This is a genomic window from Micromonospora sp. HM5-17, from assembly GCF_003762835.1.
Lineage (GTDB): Bacteria > Actinomycetota > Actinomycetes > Mycobacteriales > Micromonosporaceae > Plantactinospora.
The window spans coordinates 1-14,735 of record NZ_RJWA01000010.1 but is presented as its reverse complement, the minus strand read 5'-3'; the positions used below and the strand labels follow the sequence as shown (position 1 = coordinate 14,735).

13 protein-coding genes are annotated in these 14,735 nt (G+C 75.4%); 1 reads left to right on the top strand and 12 read right to left on the bottom strand.

What is annotated here, in order from left to right; genetic code table 11:
• Positions 1-256: 256 nt before the first annotated feature.
• The 10 genes from EF879_RS23150 to EF879_RS23105 form a co-directional block, all read right to left on the bottom strand.
• The gene (locus EF879_RS23150; RefSeq protein WP_123562091.1) at positions 257-1,435 is read right to left on the bottom strand and encodes a glycosyltransferase family 4 protein; all 1,179 of its coding nucleotides are present in this window, start codon (positions 1,433-1,435) and stop codon (positions 257-259) included.
• Complete coding sequence (gene murJ, locus EF879_RS23145; RefSeq protein ID WP_123562089.1) at positions 1,432-3,111, bottom strand: murein biosynthesis integral membrane protein MurJ; 1,680 nt, start codon at positions 3,109-3,111, stop codon at positions 1,432-1,434. The genes EF879_RS23150 and murJ overlap by 4 nt, the downstream gene beginning before the upstream one ends.
• A gap of 1 nt (position 3,112) precedes the next feature.
• A complete protein-coding gene (locus EF879_RS23140) occupies positions 3,113-3,988 on the bottom strand; it encodes a hypothetical protein (protein WP_123562087.1) in 876 nt (291 codons plus the stop codon).
• The gene (locus tag EF879_RS23135; protein ID WP_123562085.1) at positions 3,985-4,920 is read right to left on the bottom strand and encodes a copper transporter; all 936 of its coding nucleotides are present in this window, start codon (positions 4,918-4,920) and stop codon (positions 3,985-3,987) included. Before EF879_RS23135 ends, EF879_RS23140 begins: the two co-directional genes overlap by 4 nt.
• A 48-nt stretch (positions 4,921-4,968) precedes the next feature.
• A complete protein-coding gene (steA, locus tag EF879_RS23130; RefSeq protein ID WP_123562084.1) occupies positions 4,969-6,147 on the bottom strand; it encodes a putative cytokinetic ring protein SteA in 1,179 nt (392 codons plus the stop codon).
• A gap of 140 nt (positions 6,148-6,287) precedes the next feature.
• Positions 6,288-8,045 (bottom strand): DNA repair protein RecN, encoded by a 1,758-nt coding sequence (gene recN, locus EF879_RS23125; protein ID WP_123562082.1) that lies wholly within the window; start codon positions 8,043-8,045, stop codon positions 6,288-6,290.
• 82 nt (positions 8,046-8,127) lie between these two features.
• On the bottom strand, positions 8,128-9,012 hold the full coding sequence (locus tag EF879_RS23120; RefSeq protein WP_123562080.1) for an NAD kinase: 885 nt from the start codon (positions 9,010-9,012) through the stop codon (positions 8,128-8,130).
• Complete coding sequence (locus EF879_RS23115) at positions 9,009-9,845, bottom strand: TlyA family RNA methyltransferase (RefSeq protein WP_123562078.1); 837 nt, start codon at positions 9,843-9,845, stop codon at positions 9,009-9,011. The genes EF879_RS23120 and EF879_RS23115 overlap by 4 nt, the downstream gene beginning before the upstream one ends.
• Before the next feature lie 26 nt (positions 9,846-9,871).
• Positions 9,872-10,114 (bottom strand): hypothetical protein, encoded by a 243-nt coding sequence (locus EF879_RS23110; protein ID WP_199736580.1) that lies wholly within the window; start codon positions 10,112-10,114, stop codon positions 9,872-9,874.
• Complete coding sequence (locus EF879_RS23105) at positions 10,111-10,854, bottom strand: phasin family protein (protein ID WP_123562076.1); 744 nt, start codon at positions 10,852-10,854, stop codon at positions 10,111-10,113. The genes EF879_RS23110 and EF879_RS23105 overlap by 4 nt, the downstream gene beginning before the upstream one ends.
• 119 nt (positions 10,855-10,973) lie before the next feature.
• Here EF879_RS23105 and EF879_RS23100 point away from each other — a divergent pair, with 119 nt between their 5' ends.
• Positions 10,974-11,312, top strand: a complete 339-nt coding sequence (locus EF879_RS23100; protein ID WP_123562327.1) for an SCP2 sterol-binding domain-containing protein — start codon at positions 10,974-10,976, stop codon at positions 11,310-11,312.
• 107 nt (positions 11,313-11,419) lie between these two features.
• Here the strand turns inward: EF879_RS23100 and EF879_RS23095 are convergent, their stop codons facing one another.
• Positions 11,420-12,475, bottom strand: a complete 1,056-nt coding sequence (locus EF879_RS23095; RefSeq protein ID WP_123562074.1) for an HAD-IIA family hydrolase — start codon at positions 12,473-12,475, stop codon at positions 11,420-11,422.
• On the bottom strand, positions 12,472-13,524 hold the full coding sequence (locus EF879_RS23090; protein WP_233604703.1) for a Replicase polyprotein 1ab: 1,053 nt from the start codon (positions 13,522-13,524) through the stop codon (positions 12,472-12,474). Before EF879_RS23090 ends, EF879_RS23095 begins: the two co-directional genes overlap by 4 nt.
• Positions 13,525-14,735 lie beyond the last annotated feature (1,211 nt).

Genomic DNA, 14,735 nt, shown 5'->3' with positions numbered 1-14,735 from the left:
GCGAGCCGGAACCGTCCGGGACGCCGGCGTGGCGGGCCGGACCCGCCGCGCCCCGCGCGCCCCCGGTGCGGCGACACCGCCACGCCGGCCAGCCAGCGTGGCACGGACCGCCGCAGCACGGACGCCAGCGCCGCGACCGGCGGCCAGGCCGACGACACCGGAAACGGCGCGGACGACGGCGCCGACGACAGCGGTACGGCGGCCCGTGCGGAGGACGACACCGGCGGGCCGGACCGGACGGGTTCGGAGGGCAGCATCAGGCCTGCCCCGCCGCCGGGTCGGTCGTCCCGCCACGGGTGGCGGAGTTGCCGGACGGCCCGCCCTTCCGGGCCGGGGCGAGTTCGGCGTAGAGCGCCGCCACGGCGGCCACGGTGTCCGCCTCGGTCGGCCACCGCGCCGCCTGCGCGACCGCGAGCCGGGCCAGCGCGGCGCGGCGGTCGGCGTCACCGAGGAGTGCGCGTACCGCCTCGTCGACCGCGGTCGCGTCGCCCGGCGGCACCAGCACCGCCGCCTCCCCCACCAGGTCGGGAAGCCCGCCGACAGCGGTCGCGACCAGCGGTACGCCGGCCCGCAGCGCCTCCTGGGCGAAGAGCTGCCGGGCCTCCCAGTCGCTGGTCACCACCGCGAGATCGGCCGCGCCGAGCAGGTCGGCCACGTCGGTGCGGTGCCCGAGCAGGGTGACCGGGGCCCGGGCGGTGGAGATCCGGGCGGCGAGCTCCCGGTAGCTCGGCCCACTGCCGGCGACGACCACCACCGGCACCGGGTCGAGGTCCCGCCAGCGTGCGGCGGCGTCGACCAGGATGTCGTACCGCTTCTGCGGATGCAGGCGGCCGACCGAGAGGATCAGTGGCTGTCCGGGCGCGACGCCGAACTCGGCCCGGACCGCGGCCCGGCTCCGCCGGGGCGGCGGCAGGGCCGGCGCGGCCACCGGGACGAGCCGGGCGTCCGGGGCGCCGACGGCGCGGGCCCGCGCGACCAGGTCGGCCGAGGCCCCCAGGGTGACCCGGGCCCGGCGGGCGACGACCCGCTCGACGAGTCGGGAGACCCGTCCGCGTAGGCCGGTGGCGAGTACCGAGTTGTGCCAGGTGACCACGACCGGTGGCGCCGGTCGGGCCAGCACCGCCACCAGCCCCGCCCGCAGGCCGTGCGCGTGCACCACGTCGACCGGCCCGGCGAGCACCCGGCGCAGCGCGGCGACGGCCCGGGCGTCGGCCGGGGTCGGGTTGGCCGGGATCTCGACCGGGACGAACAGGGCACCGGTGGCGGTGAAGTCGAACTGCTCCCCGGTGGCGGCCGGGCCGCAGACGGTGACCGAGGCGCCGCCGGCGACCAGCCCCCGGGCCAGCGAGACGATGTGCTGCCCGATGCCACCGGTGCTGGAGCCGGTCAGCAGGACGACCGAACCGGCCCAGTCAACGGCTGTTCCGGTGCTCACCGCGTCCCCCGTTCCCTCTCCTCGTCCTCCTCCGGATCCGTCGCGCCGGGCCGACCCCGGCGCGCCGACCCGAGCAGCCGACTCCGGACCGAGGCCAGCAGCGGGCGTACGTCGGACCGATCCAGCGGATACGCGATCGCGACGAAGACCACGCCGACGGCGACTCCGGACAGCATGCCCTGAAGCAGCGCGGCGGCTCTCGCCGGGGTGCCGTCGACGACACCGGCCAGCCCGTGCGCCAGCGCCGCACCGGCCGCCGCCGCGACCGACGCGGCGAGGAGGCCGGTCAGCGCCGCCCGGCCCAGTCCGGACAGCGCGGCGCGGCCCGCGGCGCGGGTCACGGCCACCACCAGCAGGACCCCTGTCACCAGCATGCCGAGCGAGTTCGCCAGGCCGACCGCGAGGACCCGGTACTCGACCGGGAGGACGGTGGCGAGCGCGACGGCGGCGAGCGGTACGAGGAGCCAACCGGTGACGGTGGCGAGGGTCGCCGGGCCGGCGGCGGTGCGGGCGTACAGGGCCCGGGTCAGGATCGCGAGCAGGCCGTACCCGAGCAGCCCCGGGGCGAAGCCGGCGACCGCCGCGGCGGCGGTCGGGCCGCTGCCGGGCCAGAAGAACCGGGCCACGGGCCCGGCGGTGCCGACCAGCGCGGCGGCACCGAGGCAGCTGAACAGCAGCACCCGGCGGGCGGTCGGGGCCAGGGTGTCGCGGTACGTGTCGACGTCGCCGGTGGCGGACGCGGCGGCGAGGGTGGGGTACGCCGCCACGGCCAGCGGCACCGCCAGCACCGCCCAGGGCAGCAGGTAGACCGTCTGGGCCAGGTTGAAGACGACCGGCGCACCGGTCGGGCCGCCGGTGACCTGGTGCAGACTCACCACCAGGGCGACCTGCTGGGCACCCACCGTGGCAGCCCCGGCCAGGGCGAGCCCACCGACCCTGGCCCGGGCGTCGGCCGGGAACCGCCAGCCGGGCCGGATCCGCAGCCGGAGCCGGCGCAGCGGGATGAGCAGCGACAGCGAGAGCACCATCACGCCGAGGGTGGTGCCGCCGGAGAGGATCAGCTCGCCACCCCGTCCGACCTCGGCGATCCGCGGATGCACCCCCTCGACGGCGGCGAACGCGAGGTAGACCCCGATCACCGTGACGCTGGAGAGCAGCGGGGCGATGACCGGCCAGGCGAACCGCCGGTACGACTGCAGCACGCCGGTCAGGACGATGCCGATCCCGTACAGCGGCAGCTGCGGTGCGAAGATCCGCAGCATCCGCGCCCCGGCCTCGACCTCGGCGGCGGAGCGCCCCTCGGAGACCAGTCCGATGATCGGCTCGGCGCCGAGCGCGACCACGACGGCGAGCGGGACCAGCAGGGCCAGCGTCCAGCCGAGCAGGGCGCCGGTGGTCGCCGAGACCGCCGCCCGGTCACCGGCCGCGACCGCGCCGGCCAGCAGCGGTACGACGAGACTGGCCAGCGCCCCGCCGGCGACGATCTCGAAGATGATGTTCGGGACGGTGTTCGCGACGACGTACATGCCGCCGAGGTCGCTGTTCTCCCCCATCACCCAGGTGAAGACGGCGGTACGCCCGAACCCGGCCAACCGGCTGGCCACGGTGAGGACGGCGATCAGCGCCGCGGCGCCGGCGACCCGACCGGCGCCGACGAGGGGGGCCGGCGTTGTCACGTCAGGAGTGTCGCCGACCCAGCGCGTCAAGCTCGCGCAGCCCCCGGGTCTGCTGGATCACCTGGGTGAAGCTGACCTTCTCGCTGGCGGCGGTGAGCGCGGCGATCCCGGTCAGCAGGGCGGCCCGCCCCACCGGCCCGGTCCGCGCGGCCAGCGCCACGCCGAGCAGGGCGCCGAGGGCGTTGGCCCCGCTGTCGCCGAGCATGACCCGCTCGTCGAGGTCGGCGGGGAGGAGCGCGGCGGCGGCGCCGAGGGGCCCGGCGGCGAGTCCACCGGCCGGACCGGGCAGCAGCGGGGCGCCGAGCAGAGCGCCGGCCTTCAGCGCCCGGCCCGGGCGCAGGTCGAGCAGGTTGACCAGGTTCGCGGTACCGGCGACGACCCCCGCGCCGAGCAGCACGTCGACGAGGCCGGCGGCGCGGCCGGCCCGGCGGCGCCGGGGATGGGCCCGGACGGCGGGATCACCGGCCAGCAGCGCGGCGGCGGCGAGCCCGGCCGCGCCAACACCGGCGATCTTGACGAGGCCGCTGGTGACCCGGCCCCGCCGCAGCGCCGCCAGGTGCCCGGCAAAGCCCTTCGCGGCCTTCTGCTCGGGCCGGGCGCCGACCACGTCGTCGTAGAGCCCGACGGCGCCGGCGGAGAGGCCGGCGACCAGGGCGGCGGCCGCGGTGCGACGGCTTGGCGCGCCGGCGGCGGCGCCGACCGCCGCGGCGGCGGAGAGGGCCGGTCCGGCGGCCAGGGTGACGGTACGGCCCCGGAAGTTCGTCCGCTCCAGCGCGGGGGCCCAGGGGCCGGCCGAGACCGCGCGCAGCGCCGCGCCGGCCACCGCCGCGCCGACACCGAAGGCACGCCGCCGCGCCGCCCTGTCCCGGGCGCTCACTCGGGGAGCTCCGGCAGCAGCGACTGGGCGCCCTCGCCGACCCCGTACGCCCCGGCCCGTTTGAGGGTGACCTGCTGCACCAGCGCCAGACCGGCGGCGAGCTGACCGGCGGGGTTGTTGGCGTTGTCGACCGTGGAGATCGTCTTGGACAGCGCGGGGTCGCGCCTGACCTCGGCCACGAGGTTGCCGCCGCTGCTGCCGCTGCCGGCGACCACGGTCAGCGCGGCCTTGTCGAACTGCTCGGTCAGCTTGACCACCGAGTCGTCCTTCTCGGCCGCGTCCCGGTCGACGTACGGCTGTCCGCTGACCACCACCACCGCCTCGGCCGAGGCGGTGACCCGCTCGGGCACGGTCAGGTAGCCCGCCTCGCTGTAGTCCTCCAGCACCGCCCGCCGGTCCACGTCGGTGACCGGCGAGCCCCCCTCGGGGCGGTCGATCAGGGCGCTGGTGAGCAGCGCCGCGGACTTCTCCACCCCGTGGCTGCTCGGCAGCTCCGTGTCCGGGATGGTGGGGCGGGCCGCCCGGGCCGCCATGCCGAGCAGGTCGACGTTCGCCGCCGGCTCGAGGAACCGGTCCTGGATGTCGATTCGTCCGGTGATCGTGGCACCGGTCTGGCGGATCATCTCGGTGACCCCGTCGACATGCTCCTGCCCGCTCGGCAGGACCAGCAGCAGCACCCGGCGGCCGGTGAGCGTGCCGCGCAGCAGGTGTGGCGCGGCCTCGGCGACGAAGTCCTCCTCGCGCTGGAGTTCGGCCTCCATGCTGTTGACCTGGTCCCGAAGCTGGTCGTTGCTCTTGCTCAACGCGTTGACCCGGTCCTTGAGCGAGTCGGCGACCGGCCCGTTGAGGGCCGCGGTGCCGACCACCAGACCGATGGCCAGAGCCAGGAACACCGCGGTGAGCGACACCACGTGGTACCGAAAGTTGATCACGACCAGCGCCTCTTGATCGATCGGGGCCCGACCGTCGCAGGCCGGGGGCTAGAAGAGCTGTCCAAGTTGGAACACCACATTGTTCCACCACTCCGAGGCCACGCCGAGGTACGCCTTGCCGACGGTGGAGACCGCCACGGCGGAGGCCATCGCCGCGAGCGCCGAGAGCACCAGCAGCAGCAGGGAGGACCCCGAGATGCTCTGCCGGTAGAGCCGGCTCACGCCCTTGGCGTCGACGAGCTTGCCGCCCACCTTGAGCCGGGTCAGGAAGGTGGAGGCCATCCCGCCCCGGCCCTTGTCGAGGAACTCGACGAGCGTGGCGTGGGTGCCGACCGCCACGATCAGCGAGGCCCCCTTGCCGTCGGCGAGCAACATCGCCAGGTCCTCGCTGGTGGCCGCGGCCGGGAAGGTCTGGGCGCTGACCCCGAGGCTGTTCACCCGGGCCAGCCCGGGGGCGCGCCCGTCCGGGTAGGCGTGCACGATCACCTCGGCGCCGCAGCGCAGCACGTCGTCGGTGACCGAGTCCATGTCGCCGATGATCAGGTCGGGGGTGTACCCCGCCTCGACCAGCGCGTCGGCCCCGCCGTCAACCCCGATCAGCACCGGCTTGAACTCCCGGATGTACGGGCGCAGCACGTCGAGGTCGGCCTTGTAGTCGTAGCCGCGGACCACGATCAGGCAGTGCCGCCCCCGGATCGGAGTCTCGATGTCCGGCACACCGACGCCGTCGAGCAGCAGGTCGCGTTCCTGCTTGAGGTACTCCATCGTGTTGGCGGCGAACGCCTCCAACTGCACCGACAGCCCCTCCCGGGCGTCGGCCATCGCCTTGGCCACCGACTCGGCGTCCTGTCGGGTGCCGTGCCCGATCGGCTCGTCGCCGACGAGCACGGTGTTGCCGTCGATCCGGACGGTGTCCCCCTCCCGGATCTGCTGGAAGATGCTCTCCCCGAGATCGTCGATGAGGGGGATGCCGGCCTTGATCAGCACCTCCGGCCCGAGGTTGGGGTAGCGGCCGGAGACCGAGGGCTTGGCGTTGAGTACGGCGGCGACGCCGACCGCCACCAGGGAGTCGGCCGCCACCCGGTCGAGGTCGACGTGGTCGATCACCGCGATGTCGCCAGGGCGCAACCGACCGACCAGGCGCTTCGTCCGGCGATCGAGGCGCGCGGTGCCGACTATGACGCCCGGTTCCGCGCTCCGGGCCCGGCGCAACGTGGGTAAACGCATCCTGACCATCCTGGCATGTGGGGCAGAGCTTTCTGTCGCGACATGCCTGAGCAGGGCCGCCACCCCAAGGGAACCACACTTACGCCGGGCCGGGTGTGGCCGACGTCACATTGCCTGTCCACTCGCCGGCCGCCCCCGGCTCACGCGCGGCGTTCGCGGGCCGCCACCGCCAGCAGCTCCTCCGCATGCGCGATACCCAGATCGGAGTCCGGCAAACCCGCGAGCATCCGGGCGAGCTCCCGGGCCCGCTCGGTGTCCTCGACCACCCGGACCCCGCTGGTCGTCACCGCACCCCCGGTGTCCTTCGCCACCACCAGGTGACGGTCGGCGAACGCGGCAACCTGCGGCAGGTGGGTCACCACGAGCACCTGGTGGCTGCGGGCCAGCCGGGCCAGCCGCCGCCCGATCTCCACCGCGGCCTGCCCACCGACGCCGGCGTCGACCTCGTCGAAGACCAGCGTCGGGGGACCGCCGGAACCGGCGAAGACGACCTCGATGGCGAGCATCACCCGGGACAGCTCGCCGCCCGAGGCGCCCCGTTGCAGCGGCAACGACGGCGCGCCCGGATGGGCCAGCAACCGCAGCTCGATCTCGTCCGCGCCGTCCGGCCCGATCCCGGCCTCGACACCATCGACGGTGAGGGTCGGCTCGCCCCGGCCGACCGGGCGGGGCAGCACCGCCACCTCGATCCGGGCGTGCGGCATCGCCAGCCCGGCGAGCTCGGCGGTGACCGCCTCGGCGAACCGGGTGGCCGCCTCCCGGCGGGCTGCGGAGAGCCGGGACGCCAGGTCGGCGACCTCTCCGGCCAGCCGGTCCCGCTCCCGCTCCAGCTCGTCGAGGAGCTCGTCGGAGCTGTCCAGCTCCGACAGCCGGGTACGGGCCCGCTCCGCCCAGGCGATCACCCCGTCGACGTCGTCGGCGTACTTGCGGGTGAGGCCGCGCAGCGCCGCCCGCCGCTCGTAGACCGCCTGCAACCGGGCCGGGTCGGCGTCGAGCCCGGCGAGGTAGCGCGACAGTTCCGCGGCGATGTCGCCGACCAGGGTCGAGACCTCCTCCAGCCGCCCGGCCAGGTCACCGAGGGTCCGGTCCACGCCGGCCTGGGCCTCCAGGGTCCGTCGGGCGTGCCCGAGCAGCGTGATCACGTCGGCCGCCTCGTCGGTCGGCTCGGCCGAGCCGGAGACGCAGTGCTGCGCGGTCTGGGCGGCGGTCCGCAGCCCCTCGGCGTGCTCCAGACGCTGCGCCTCCGCCCTGAGCTCCTCGTCCTCGCCCGGCTGCGGGTCGACCCGGCTGATCTCGTCCAGCCCCAGGCGCAGCAGATCCGCCTCCTGGTTACGCTCCCGGGCGTTGCGCCGCCGGTCGTCGAGATCGTCCGAGACCCGGCGCCAGCGGGCGTACGTCTCGCGCAGGCTCTCCAGCAGCTTCTCGTGCTCCGGCCCGCCGAACCGGTCCAGCGCGGCTCGCTGCTCGGCCGGGCGAAGCAGGCGCAGCTGGTCCGACTGGCCGTGCACCGCCAGCACCTGCTCACCGATCTCGGCCAGCATCGCCACCGGCATGCTCCGGCCCGCCACGTGCGCCCGGGACCGTCCCTCCACGGTGACCGTACGGCTGAGCAGTATGGAGCCGTCGTCGTCCGGCTCGCCCCCCGCCTCGGCGATCCGGGCGTGCACGGCGGTGGCGACGGGACCGGTGAGCCGAAGACGGCCCTCGACCACCGCCCGTCCGGGATCGGCCCGGACGCGCCCGGCGTCGGCGCGTCCCCCGAAGAGCAGCCCGAGACCGGTGACCACCATCGTCTTACCCGCGCCCGTCTCGCCCGTGATGACGTTCATGCCGCTGGTCAGCGGCAGCGTGGTGTCCTCGATGACACCCAACCCGGTGATGCGCAGCTCTTCCAGCACAGCCACCGACAGTAGTAGCGGTCCCCGACACTTGACCACCCGGCGTCCGCCGCGCGTGTGTCCGGCGACCGCCGCGGGCGGGCTACCGGCGGCTGCCGCGCCAGCCCTGGACGGGGAGACCGAACTTGGCGACGAGCCGGTCGGTGAAGTGCCGGGCGCGCAGCCGGACGATCCGGACCGGGAGCGCGCCGCGGTGCACCGTGACCCGGGCACCGGGGGGCAGGTCGTAGACCCGTCGGCCGTCGCAGCAGAGCACCGCCAGCGTGGTGTACGGGTTCACGGTGATGGTGAAGCTGGAGTTCGGCGCGGTGACGACCGGACGGCTGAACAGCGCGTGCGCGCTGATCGGCACCAGCAGCAGCGCCTCCACCTCCGGCCAGACCACGGGACCTCCGGCCGAGAACGCGTACGCCGTGGAGCCGGTCGGGGTGGCGCAGACGACGCCGTCGCAGCCGTACCGGGACAGCGGCCGCCCGTCGACGTCGACCAGAAGTTCGAGCATCTGCGCCCGCTCGCCCTTCTCCACGGTCACCTCGTTGAGCGCCCAGGACTCGATCACCGGGCCGCCCTCGAACTCCGCCCGAACGTCGAGGGTGAGCCGCTCGTCCACTGTGTAGTTGCGGTTCACCACGTCCCGGACGGCCTCGTCCAGGTCGTCGATCTCGGCCTCGGCGAGGAAGCCGACCCGGCCGAGATTGATCCCGAGCAACGGTGCCTTCGCCGGCCGCGCCAGGTCCGCGGCGCGGAGAAAGGTGCCGTCGCCACCCAGCGCGATGACGATCTCGGCACCGTCCGCGGCGCCGAGCAGGCTCACCGGCCGTACGTCGGGCAGGCCCAGGTCGTCGGCCTCCTCGGCCACGACCCGTACCTCGAAGCCGGCGGCCAGCAGGTCGGCCGCGACGGTACGGGCGTGCTCCGTGCTCCGGGGACGCCCGGTGTGGGTCACCAACAACGCCGTCCGGGTCATCGGGCTTCCTCCCGGATCGCGCCGGAGCCCGCCGGCCCGGCCGCCACCGCCGCCCGAATCCGTGCCTCGTCCGGGGCCGGAGCACCCGTCCGCAGCCAGACGAAGTACTCCACGTTGCCGCTCGGCCCGGGCAGCGGGCTGGCCACCACACCGGCCAGGCCGAGCCCCAGCCCGGCGGCGGCGCCGGTCACCGCGAGAACCGCCTCGGTCCGCAGTTCGGGATCGCGCACCACCCCGCCGCTGCCGACCCGCTCCCGGCCGACCTCGAACTGTGGTTTGACCATGAGCACCAGGTCCCCCTCCGGGTCGGTGCAGCCGCGCAGCGCCGGCAGGACCAGGCGCAGCGAGATGAACGACAGGTCGGCGACGGTGAGCGCCACCGTGCCGCCGACGGCCTCGGGGGTGAGGCCCCGCACGTTGGTGCGCTCGAAGACCCGCACCCGGGGATCCTCGCGGAGCGACCAGGCGAGCTGGCCGTACCCGACGTCCACCGCGACCACCTCCGCGGCGCCGGCCCGCAGCAGAACGTCGGTGAAGCCACCGGTCGACGCCCCGGCGTCCAGGCACCGCCGCCCGGCGACCCGGAGCCCGTCCGGGGTGAACGCGGCCAGCGCGCCGGCGAGCTTGTGTCCGCCCCGGGAGACGTACTCCGCCCCGGGGTCGTCGCCGAGCACCCGCACCGGGTCGGCCGGGTCGACCATGGCGGCCACCTTGCGGGCCGGCACCCCACGGACCTGGACCCGTCCGGCCTCAACCAGTGCGGCGGCCTGCTCGCGCGACCGGGCCAGGCCTCGGCGGACGAGTTCGGCGTCCAGCCGGGTACGACGTGCCATCGATGGTTCTCCGAGAGGGGCGGGGCTCACGCCTGGTCGATGGTGGCGAGGGTCTCGCGCAGCGTACGGTGCGCGGCCTCGTAATGGGCGATCTGGTCGGCCGGCGGGAGATTCGCCGCGTTGGCCAGGGCCTGGAGCACCGCGTCGACCGCCGGGTGGCCCGATCCGGCCGTCTCGGTGCCCTCCCGGTCCCCCAACCCGGTGGTCGCGGCGCCGGGGCGGCTCGTCCCGGGCGGGAACGGACCGCGCACGGACGCTGGCTGGGTCATGCCGCACCTCCGTCCCCGGCAGACGGGCGCCGGACGGTCGGAGCCTTCCGTGCGGACGTCTTCGTCACCGCGGGCGGGGTGCCGGTCGTGTCCGGACCGGACGGCGCCGCGGCCCCGCGGCCCGCGGTGGCCCGTTGCGCGGCCCCCTTCGTCGCCACCGCCCTGCCACCGGCCCGCTTCGCCACCGTCGTGGTACCGGTGCTCTTCTTCGCCACCGCCTTCCGGGCCGACGGTTGCTCGGCGAGGGTCTTCCCGGCGCCGGGCTTCTTCGCCACCGCCTTCTTCGCCACGGTCTTCTTGGCCACCGGCGTCGTGGTGGCCTTCCTCGGCCGGGCCGTCCCGGCGTCGGTCGCCGGCGTCGGCTCGGCCACCTCCTCGCCGGGGAGCCGGTCATCCGTGGTCGTGGCGCTGCCGCCCGGGGTGGTCGCAGCCCCCGCCGCCCGAACCGCCGCCAGCTCCCGCTCCAGACGCTGGACCCGCTCGCTCAACGCGGCGACCTCGTCGCTGGTCGCGAGCCCGAGGACACCAAGGGCCCGGTCAACCTCGGCCCGGACGAGCCGGGTGAGCGCCTCCCGGTTGGCCATCCCGGTCGAGATCAGCTCCTCCGCCATGGTCTGCAGTTGGGCTGCGGTGGCGCCGCTGGAGCCGACCAGCTTCCGCGCGGCCGCCTGGGCGCGCTTCCGCGACGCCTCCGTCAGCCCGAGGGCCAGCTCGAGATAGGCCCGCCACGCATCCTGCATACCCTCGTCCTTTCGCGGGTGCCGACTGTACAGGTTGTCACGCTACCGGGCGCCCAGCGCTGTCCCGTGCGGTACGGTGCCCGGGGACGGGTGTGGCGCGAGGCGAGGAGGGGCGGGCGATGGCCAGCGTTGACGAATGCCGGCAGGCGCTGCACGAACTGGCGGCCCGGATGGACGCCAACGCCGAGACGGTCCGTAAGCGCGTCGACCTGGACCGCACCCTCGCCTGCCGGATCACCGACCTCGGCGTCGCGTTCCACGGGCGGCTGACCGGCGGTCGCCTGTTCGACCTGGCGGACGGCGACGACCCGAAAGCGAAGATCGCCTTGAGCACGACCAGCGACGACCTGATCCGTCTGGTCAGGGGCGAGCTGGACATCCCGCGGGCGCTCGCGACGCGACAGATATCGATCAGTGCCAATCCATTTGATCTGCTGAAACTGCGCAAACTGCTCTGATCAACGGCCGGCGGACCGCTGGGGTACCGCGCGACCGACCGCCGGGGTCCGATCGGCCGGCCCCGTCCGTCGACTCCCACGCGGAGCCCGGCCGCCGCGGGACGGCCTCAGCCTGGTCCGGCCGATCCGAGCAGCCCCAGGGTCTCGAGCACGGCGCGGGCCTCCGCGTTCGCCGGTCGCACGGACCCGAGCGGCTCCGCGCTCGACCAGGCGGCGGCGCACAGGACGCCGAGCGCCTCGAGCGCCGACCCCGCGCCGGCGAGTACCCAGGCTGCCTCGTCCCGGATCATCCGCCAGCCGGGCTCCCGGAGCGCCCGCTCCGGGGCGGGGCCGGACAGCCGCGCCACCCGGGCCGGGTCGTGCAGGCCCCTCAGATCCTCGGCGACGTACGTCGGCCGGGCGGTGACCGGGGCGTGCAGCAGCTCCCACGGCGTACTCGCCCCGGTCAGGACAAGCAGGCTGTCCATGCCGGCCCGGACCGCGCCCTCGATGTCGGTGTCCAGCCGGTCGCCGACCACGAGCGGCCGGGCGGCACCGGTCCGTCGCGCCGCGGTCGTGAACAGCGCCGGGCCCGGCTTGCCGATCACCAGGTCCGGCTCCCGGTCCAGCGCGGTACGGAGCACCGCGACCAGCGCGCCGTTTCCCGGCACCGGGCCCCGTGGTGTGGGCAGGGTCCGGTCCGTGTTCGTGACGATCCACTCCGCGCCGCGGCGTACCGCCAGCGCCGCCTCGGCCAGGTCCGCCCACCCGACCTGCGGCCCGTAGCCCTGGACCACCGCGACCGGCTCGTCCTCGACTCGACCGACCGGTCGGAGCCCGACGGCGCGAACCTCGGCCCGCAATGCCTCCGCACCGACCACCAGCACGGGTGAGTCCGCCGGGAAACGCTCGGCGAGGATCTCCGCCGCCGCGGCCGCCGACGTGAGCACCTGGTCGGGCCGGGCGTCGAGCCCCATCTCGGAAAGCAGGGCGGCGACCTCGACGGACCGCCGGGAGGCGTTGTTCGTCGCGTACGCCAGCGGCTTGCCCTCGACACACAGCCGGTGGACCGCCGCGACGGCGGTCTCGATCGGCCGGTCGACCAGGTACACCACCCCGTCGAGGTCGAAGATCACCAGATCGTACGCGTCGACGAGCCGACCGTACGGCGCAGCGCCGGTCACGAGTCGCCCTGGTCCGGCGACCCGACGTCCTCGCTCCCCTGCCCTCCCGGATTCCGGTCCTCCGCTCCGCCGACGGTCTGGGCGGGGGTGGCGTCGGCCTTCGGTCCGCTGCTCCGGGTGGCGGTCTCGGTCGGCTCCGCCGCGGCCGGGCCCTCGTCCGGTGCCGTCATCGCCGTGTCGGCGGGGTCGCCGGCCCGGTCGACGACGTCGGACCGGAGATCCCTGTCGGACTCGTCGTCGGCGCCGGCGGGCACCTCGGCGTCGGGCTCACCGTCGGATCGGTCGGCGTCGGGCTCCGCGGGCCTACCGGGGGCCTCCCCGTCGGGCTGGTCACCGTCGAGCGCGGTCCGCTCGCCGGCGGGGCCGCTGCTCACGTCGCCGTTCGGGGTGGCCTCCCCACCGGCCTCGTCAGGATCCGGCTCGTCATCGAACTCGTCTTCCTCGAGAACGACACCATCCAGCTCCAGCAGCCGCTCCGCCGCGTCGGTATCGCCGAGCTCGTCGGCGTCCGCGGCGCGGGCGAACCACTCCCGTGCCTCCTCCTGCCGGCCGGTCGCGAGCAGCGCGTCGGCGTAGGCGTACCGGAGCCGTGCCACCCACGGCTCGGCCGAGGTCGCCGTCAGCTCACGGACCTGGAGCATCGCCACGGCCGCGTCCCGCTGGCCCAGGTCTGCGCGGGCCCCGGCAGCCACGATCAGCAACTCGATGGCCGCAGCCTTGTCCAGGGACGCGCTGTCGGCGCCACGGTAGAGGTCGATCGCCCGCTCCGGCCGGCCCAGCGCCCGCTCGCAGTCCGCCAACACCGCCAGGTGCGGCTGCCGTCCCGTCATCCGGTGGTACGTCCGCAACTCGGTAAGGGCGGTCTGCCACTCGCCCGCCCGGTACGCGGCCAGCCCGACCGCCTCACGCACCGCGGCGATCCTGGCTGCGAGGCGTCGTGCCGCGACCGCGTGCTCCAGCGCCAGGGCCGGGTCCTCGTCGATCAGCCGGCCCGTCGCGACAAGGTGCCGGGCAACCCGGTCCGCGACCGGCTTGGTCAGGGACAGCAGCTCGGCACGGACGGCACTGTCCAAATCCGTCGCGACGATCTCGTCGGGCAGGGCGGGGCCGGTTACCTTCTCCCGCCTCTCACGCCCCTGGGCGGCGTCAGCCGGGGCCCGGCCGGGATACTCCGCCCGGCCACGCCGCACCTCCTCGCGCGGCTGCGGGGTGGCGGCATCAGGGTGCCCGCCGTCGTCCCGCCGCGCACCGGTCCGACCCGGTCGCCCCTGATCGCCGTGGTCCCTCGGCGGGCGCGCCGTCGTCCGGTCGTCCCCACCAGCACCGTGCCGCGGGCGGTCACGCCGGTGGTCGTCCCGGCCCCCCACCCGGTCGGTCCGCCTCCGGTCCGGGCCGAAACCACGCTCCCGGTCCGCGACGGAGCGCTCGTCACCGGCTCGACCGGCTCCGTCCCGGACACCGCGGTGGTCACCGGCGCGCCGGTCGTCCCGGAAGAGGTCCGCTCGGCGGTCGCCCCGGAAACCACCATCCCGACGGTCCCGGGAGGAACCATCCCCGCGGCCGCCTCGATGATCGCGGTCCCGACGGCCGTCCCGGGGAAACCCGTCCCGGCGGAAGCCGGCGCCGCGCCGGTCGTCCCGGGAGAAGTCTCCGCGGCGGCCGCCCGCGGCGTCACGGGCGTCGCCGCCGCGGCTCCGGTAGCCGCCCCGGTCGGCGCTCCCCGCGCCGCGGGGATCGCCACCGGCCCAGCCCACGCCGCGGTAACCGTCGCCGAGGGCACCGTTCCCCCGAACGCCCCAGCCAGGACGCGCACCGCCGCCCTCGCCCGAGGGGCGCCGGTCCCCGTCGGCCCGCGCTCTCCACGCGCCCGAGCCCGCGTCACCCCACCGGTCGCCTCGCCCACCGGAGCGGCCGTCGCCGCGCGACTCACGACCAAACCACCCGTCGCGCCGATCGGCGCCACGGCCGTGGTCACGGTCCCGAAAACCACCGCCGTCTCGATATCCCGGCCGATCCCCACGATTCGGCCCCGGTCGCGGTCCATCGCGGAAGCCGCCCGCCGCGCGGTAGCTCCCGCGCGACGAACCGAACGATTCACGATTCTCCCGGTACGACGGGCGACCGTCCTCACGTCCGACGGCGTCACGACCACCCCGTCGATCCGGACGGTCGTCCTGACGGCGCGGCCGGTCTCCGCCATGCGGCCGTGAAGTCACGGGTACATCCTTCCTCATGGCGATATCGCCACAACATACAGTGC

Bases quoted from the DNA above. Each gene is read 5' to 3' on its own strand.
- EF879_RS23115 (WP_123562078.1), bottom strand. From the start codon at position 9,845: ATGGCACGTCGTACCCGGCTGGACGCCGAACTCGTCCGCCGAGGCCTG.
- steA (WP_123562084.1), bottom strand. From the start codon at position 6,147: ATGCGTTTACCCACGTTGCGCCGGGCCCGGAGCGCGGAACCGGGCGTC.
- EF879_RS23105 (WP_123562076.1), bottom strand. From the start codon at position 10,854: ATGCAGGATGCGTGGCGGGCCTATCTCGAGCTGGCCCTCGGGCTGACG.
- EF879_RS23120 (WP_123562080.1), bottom strand. From the start codon at position 9,012: ATGACCCGGACGGCGTTGTTGGTGACCCACACCGGGCGTCCCCGGAGC.
- EF879_RS23100 (WP_123562327.1), top strand. From the start codon at position 10,974: ATGGCCAGCGTTGACGAATGCCGGCAGGCGCTGCACGAACTGGCGGCC.
- EF879_RS23110 (WP_199736580.1), bottom strand. From the start codon at position 10,114: ATGACCCAGCCAGCGTCCGTGCGCGGTCCGTTCCCGCCCGGGACGAGC.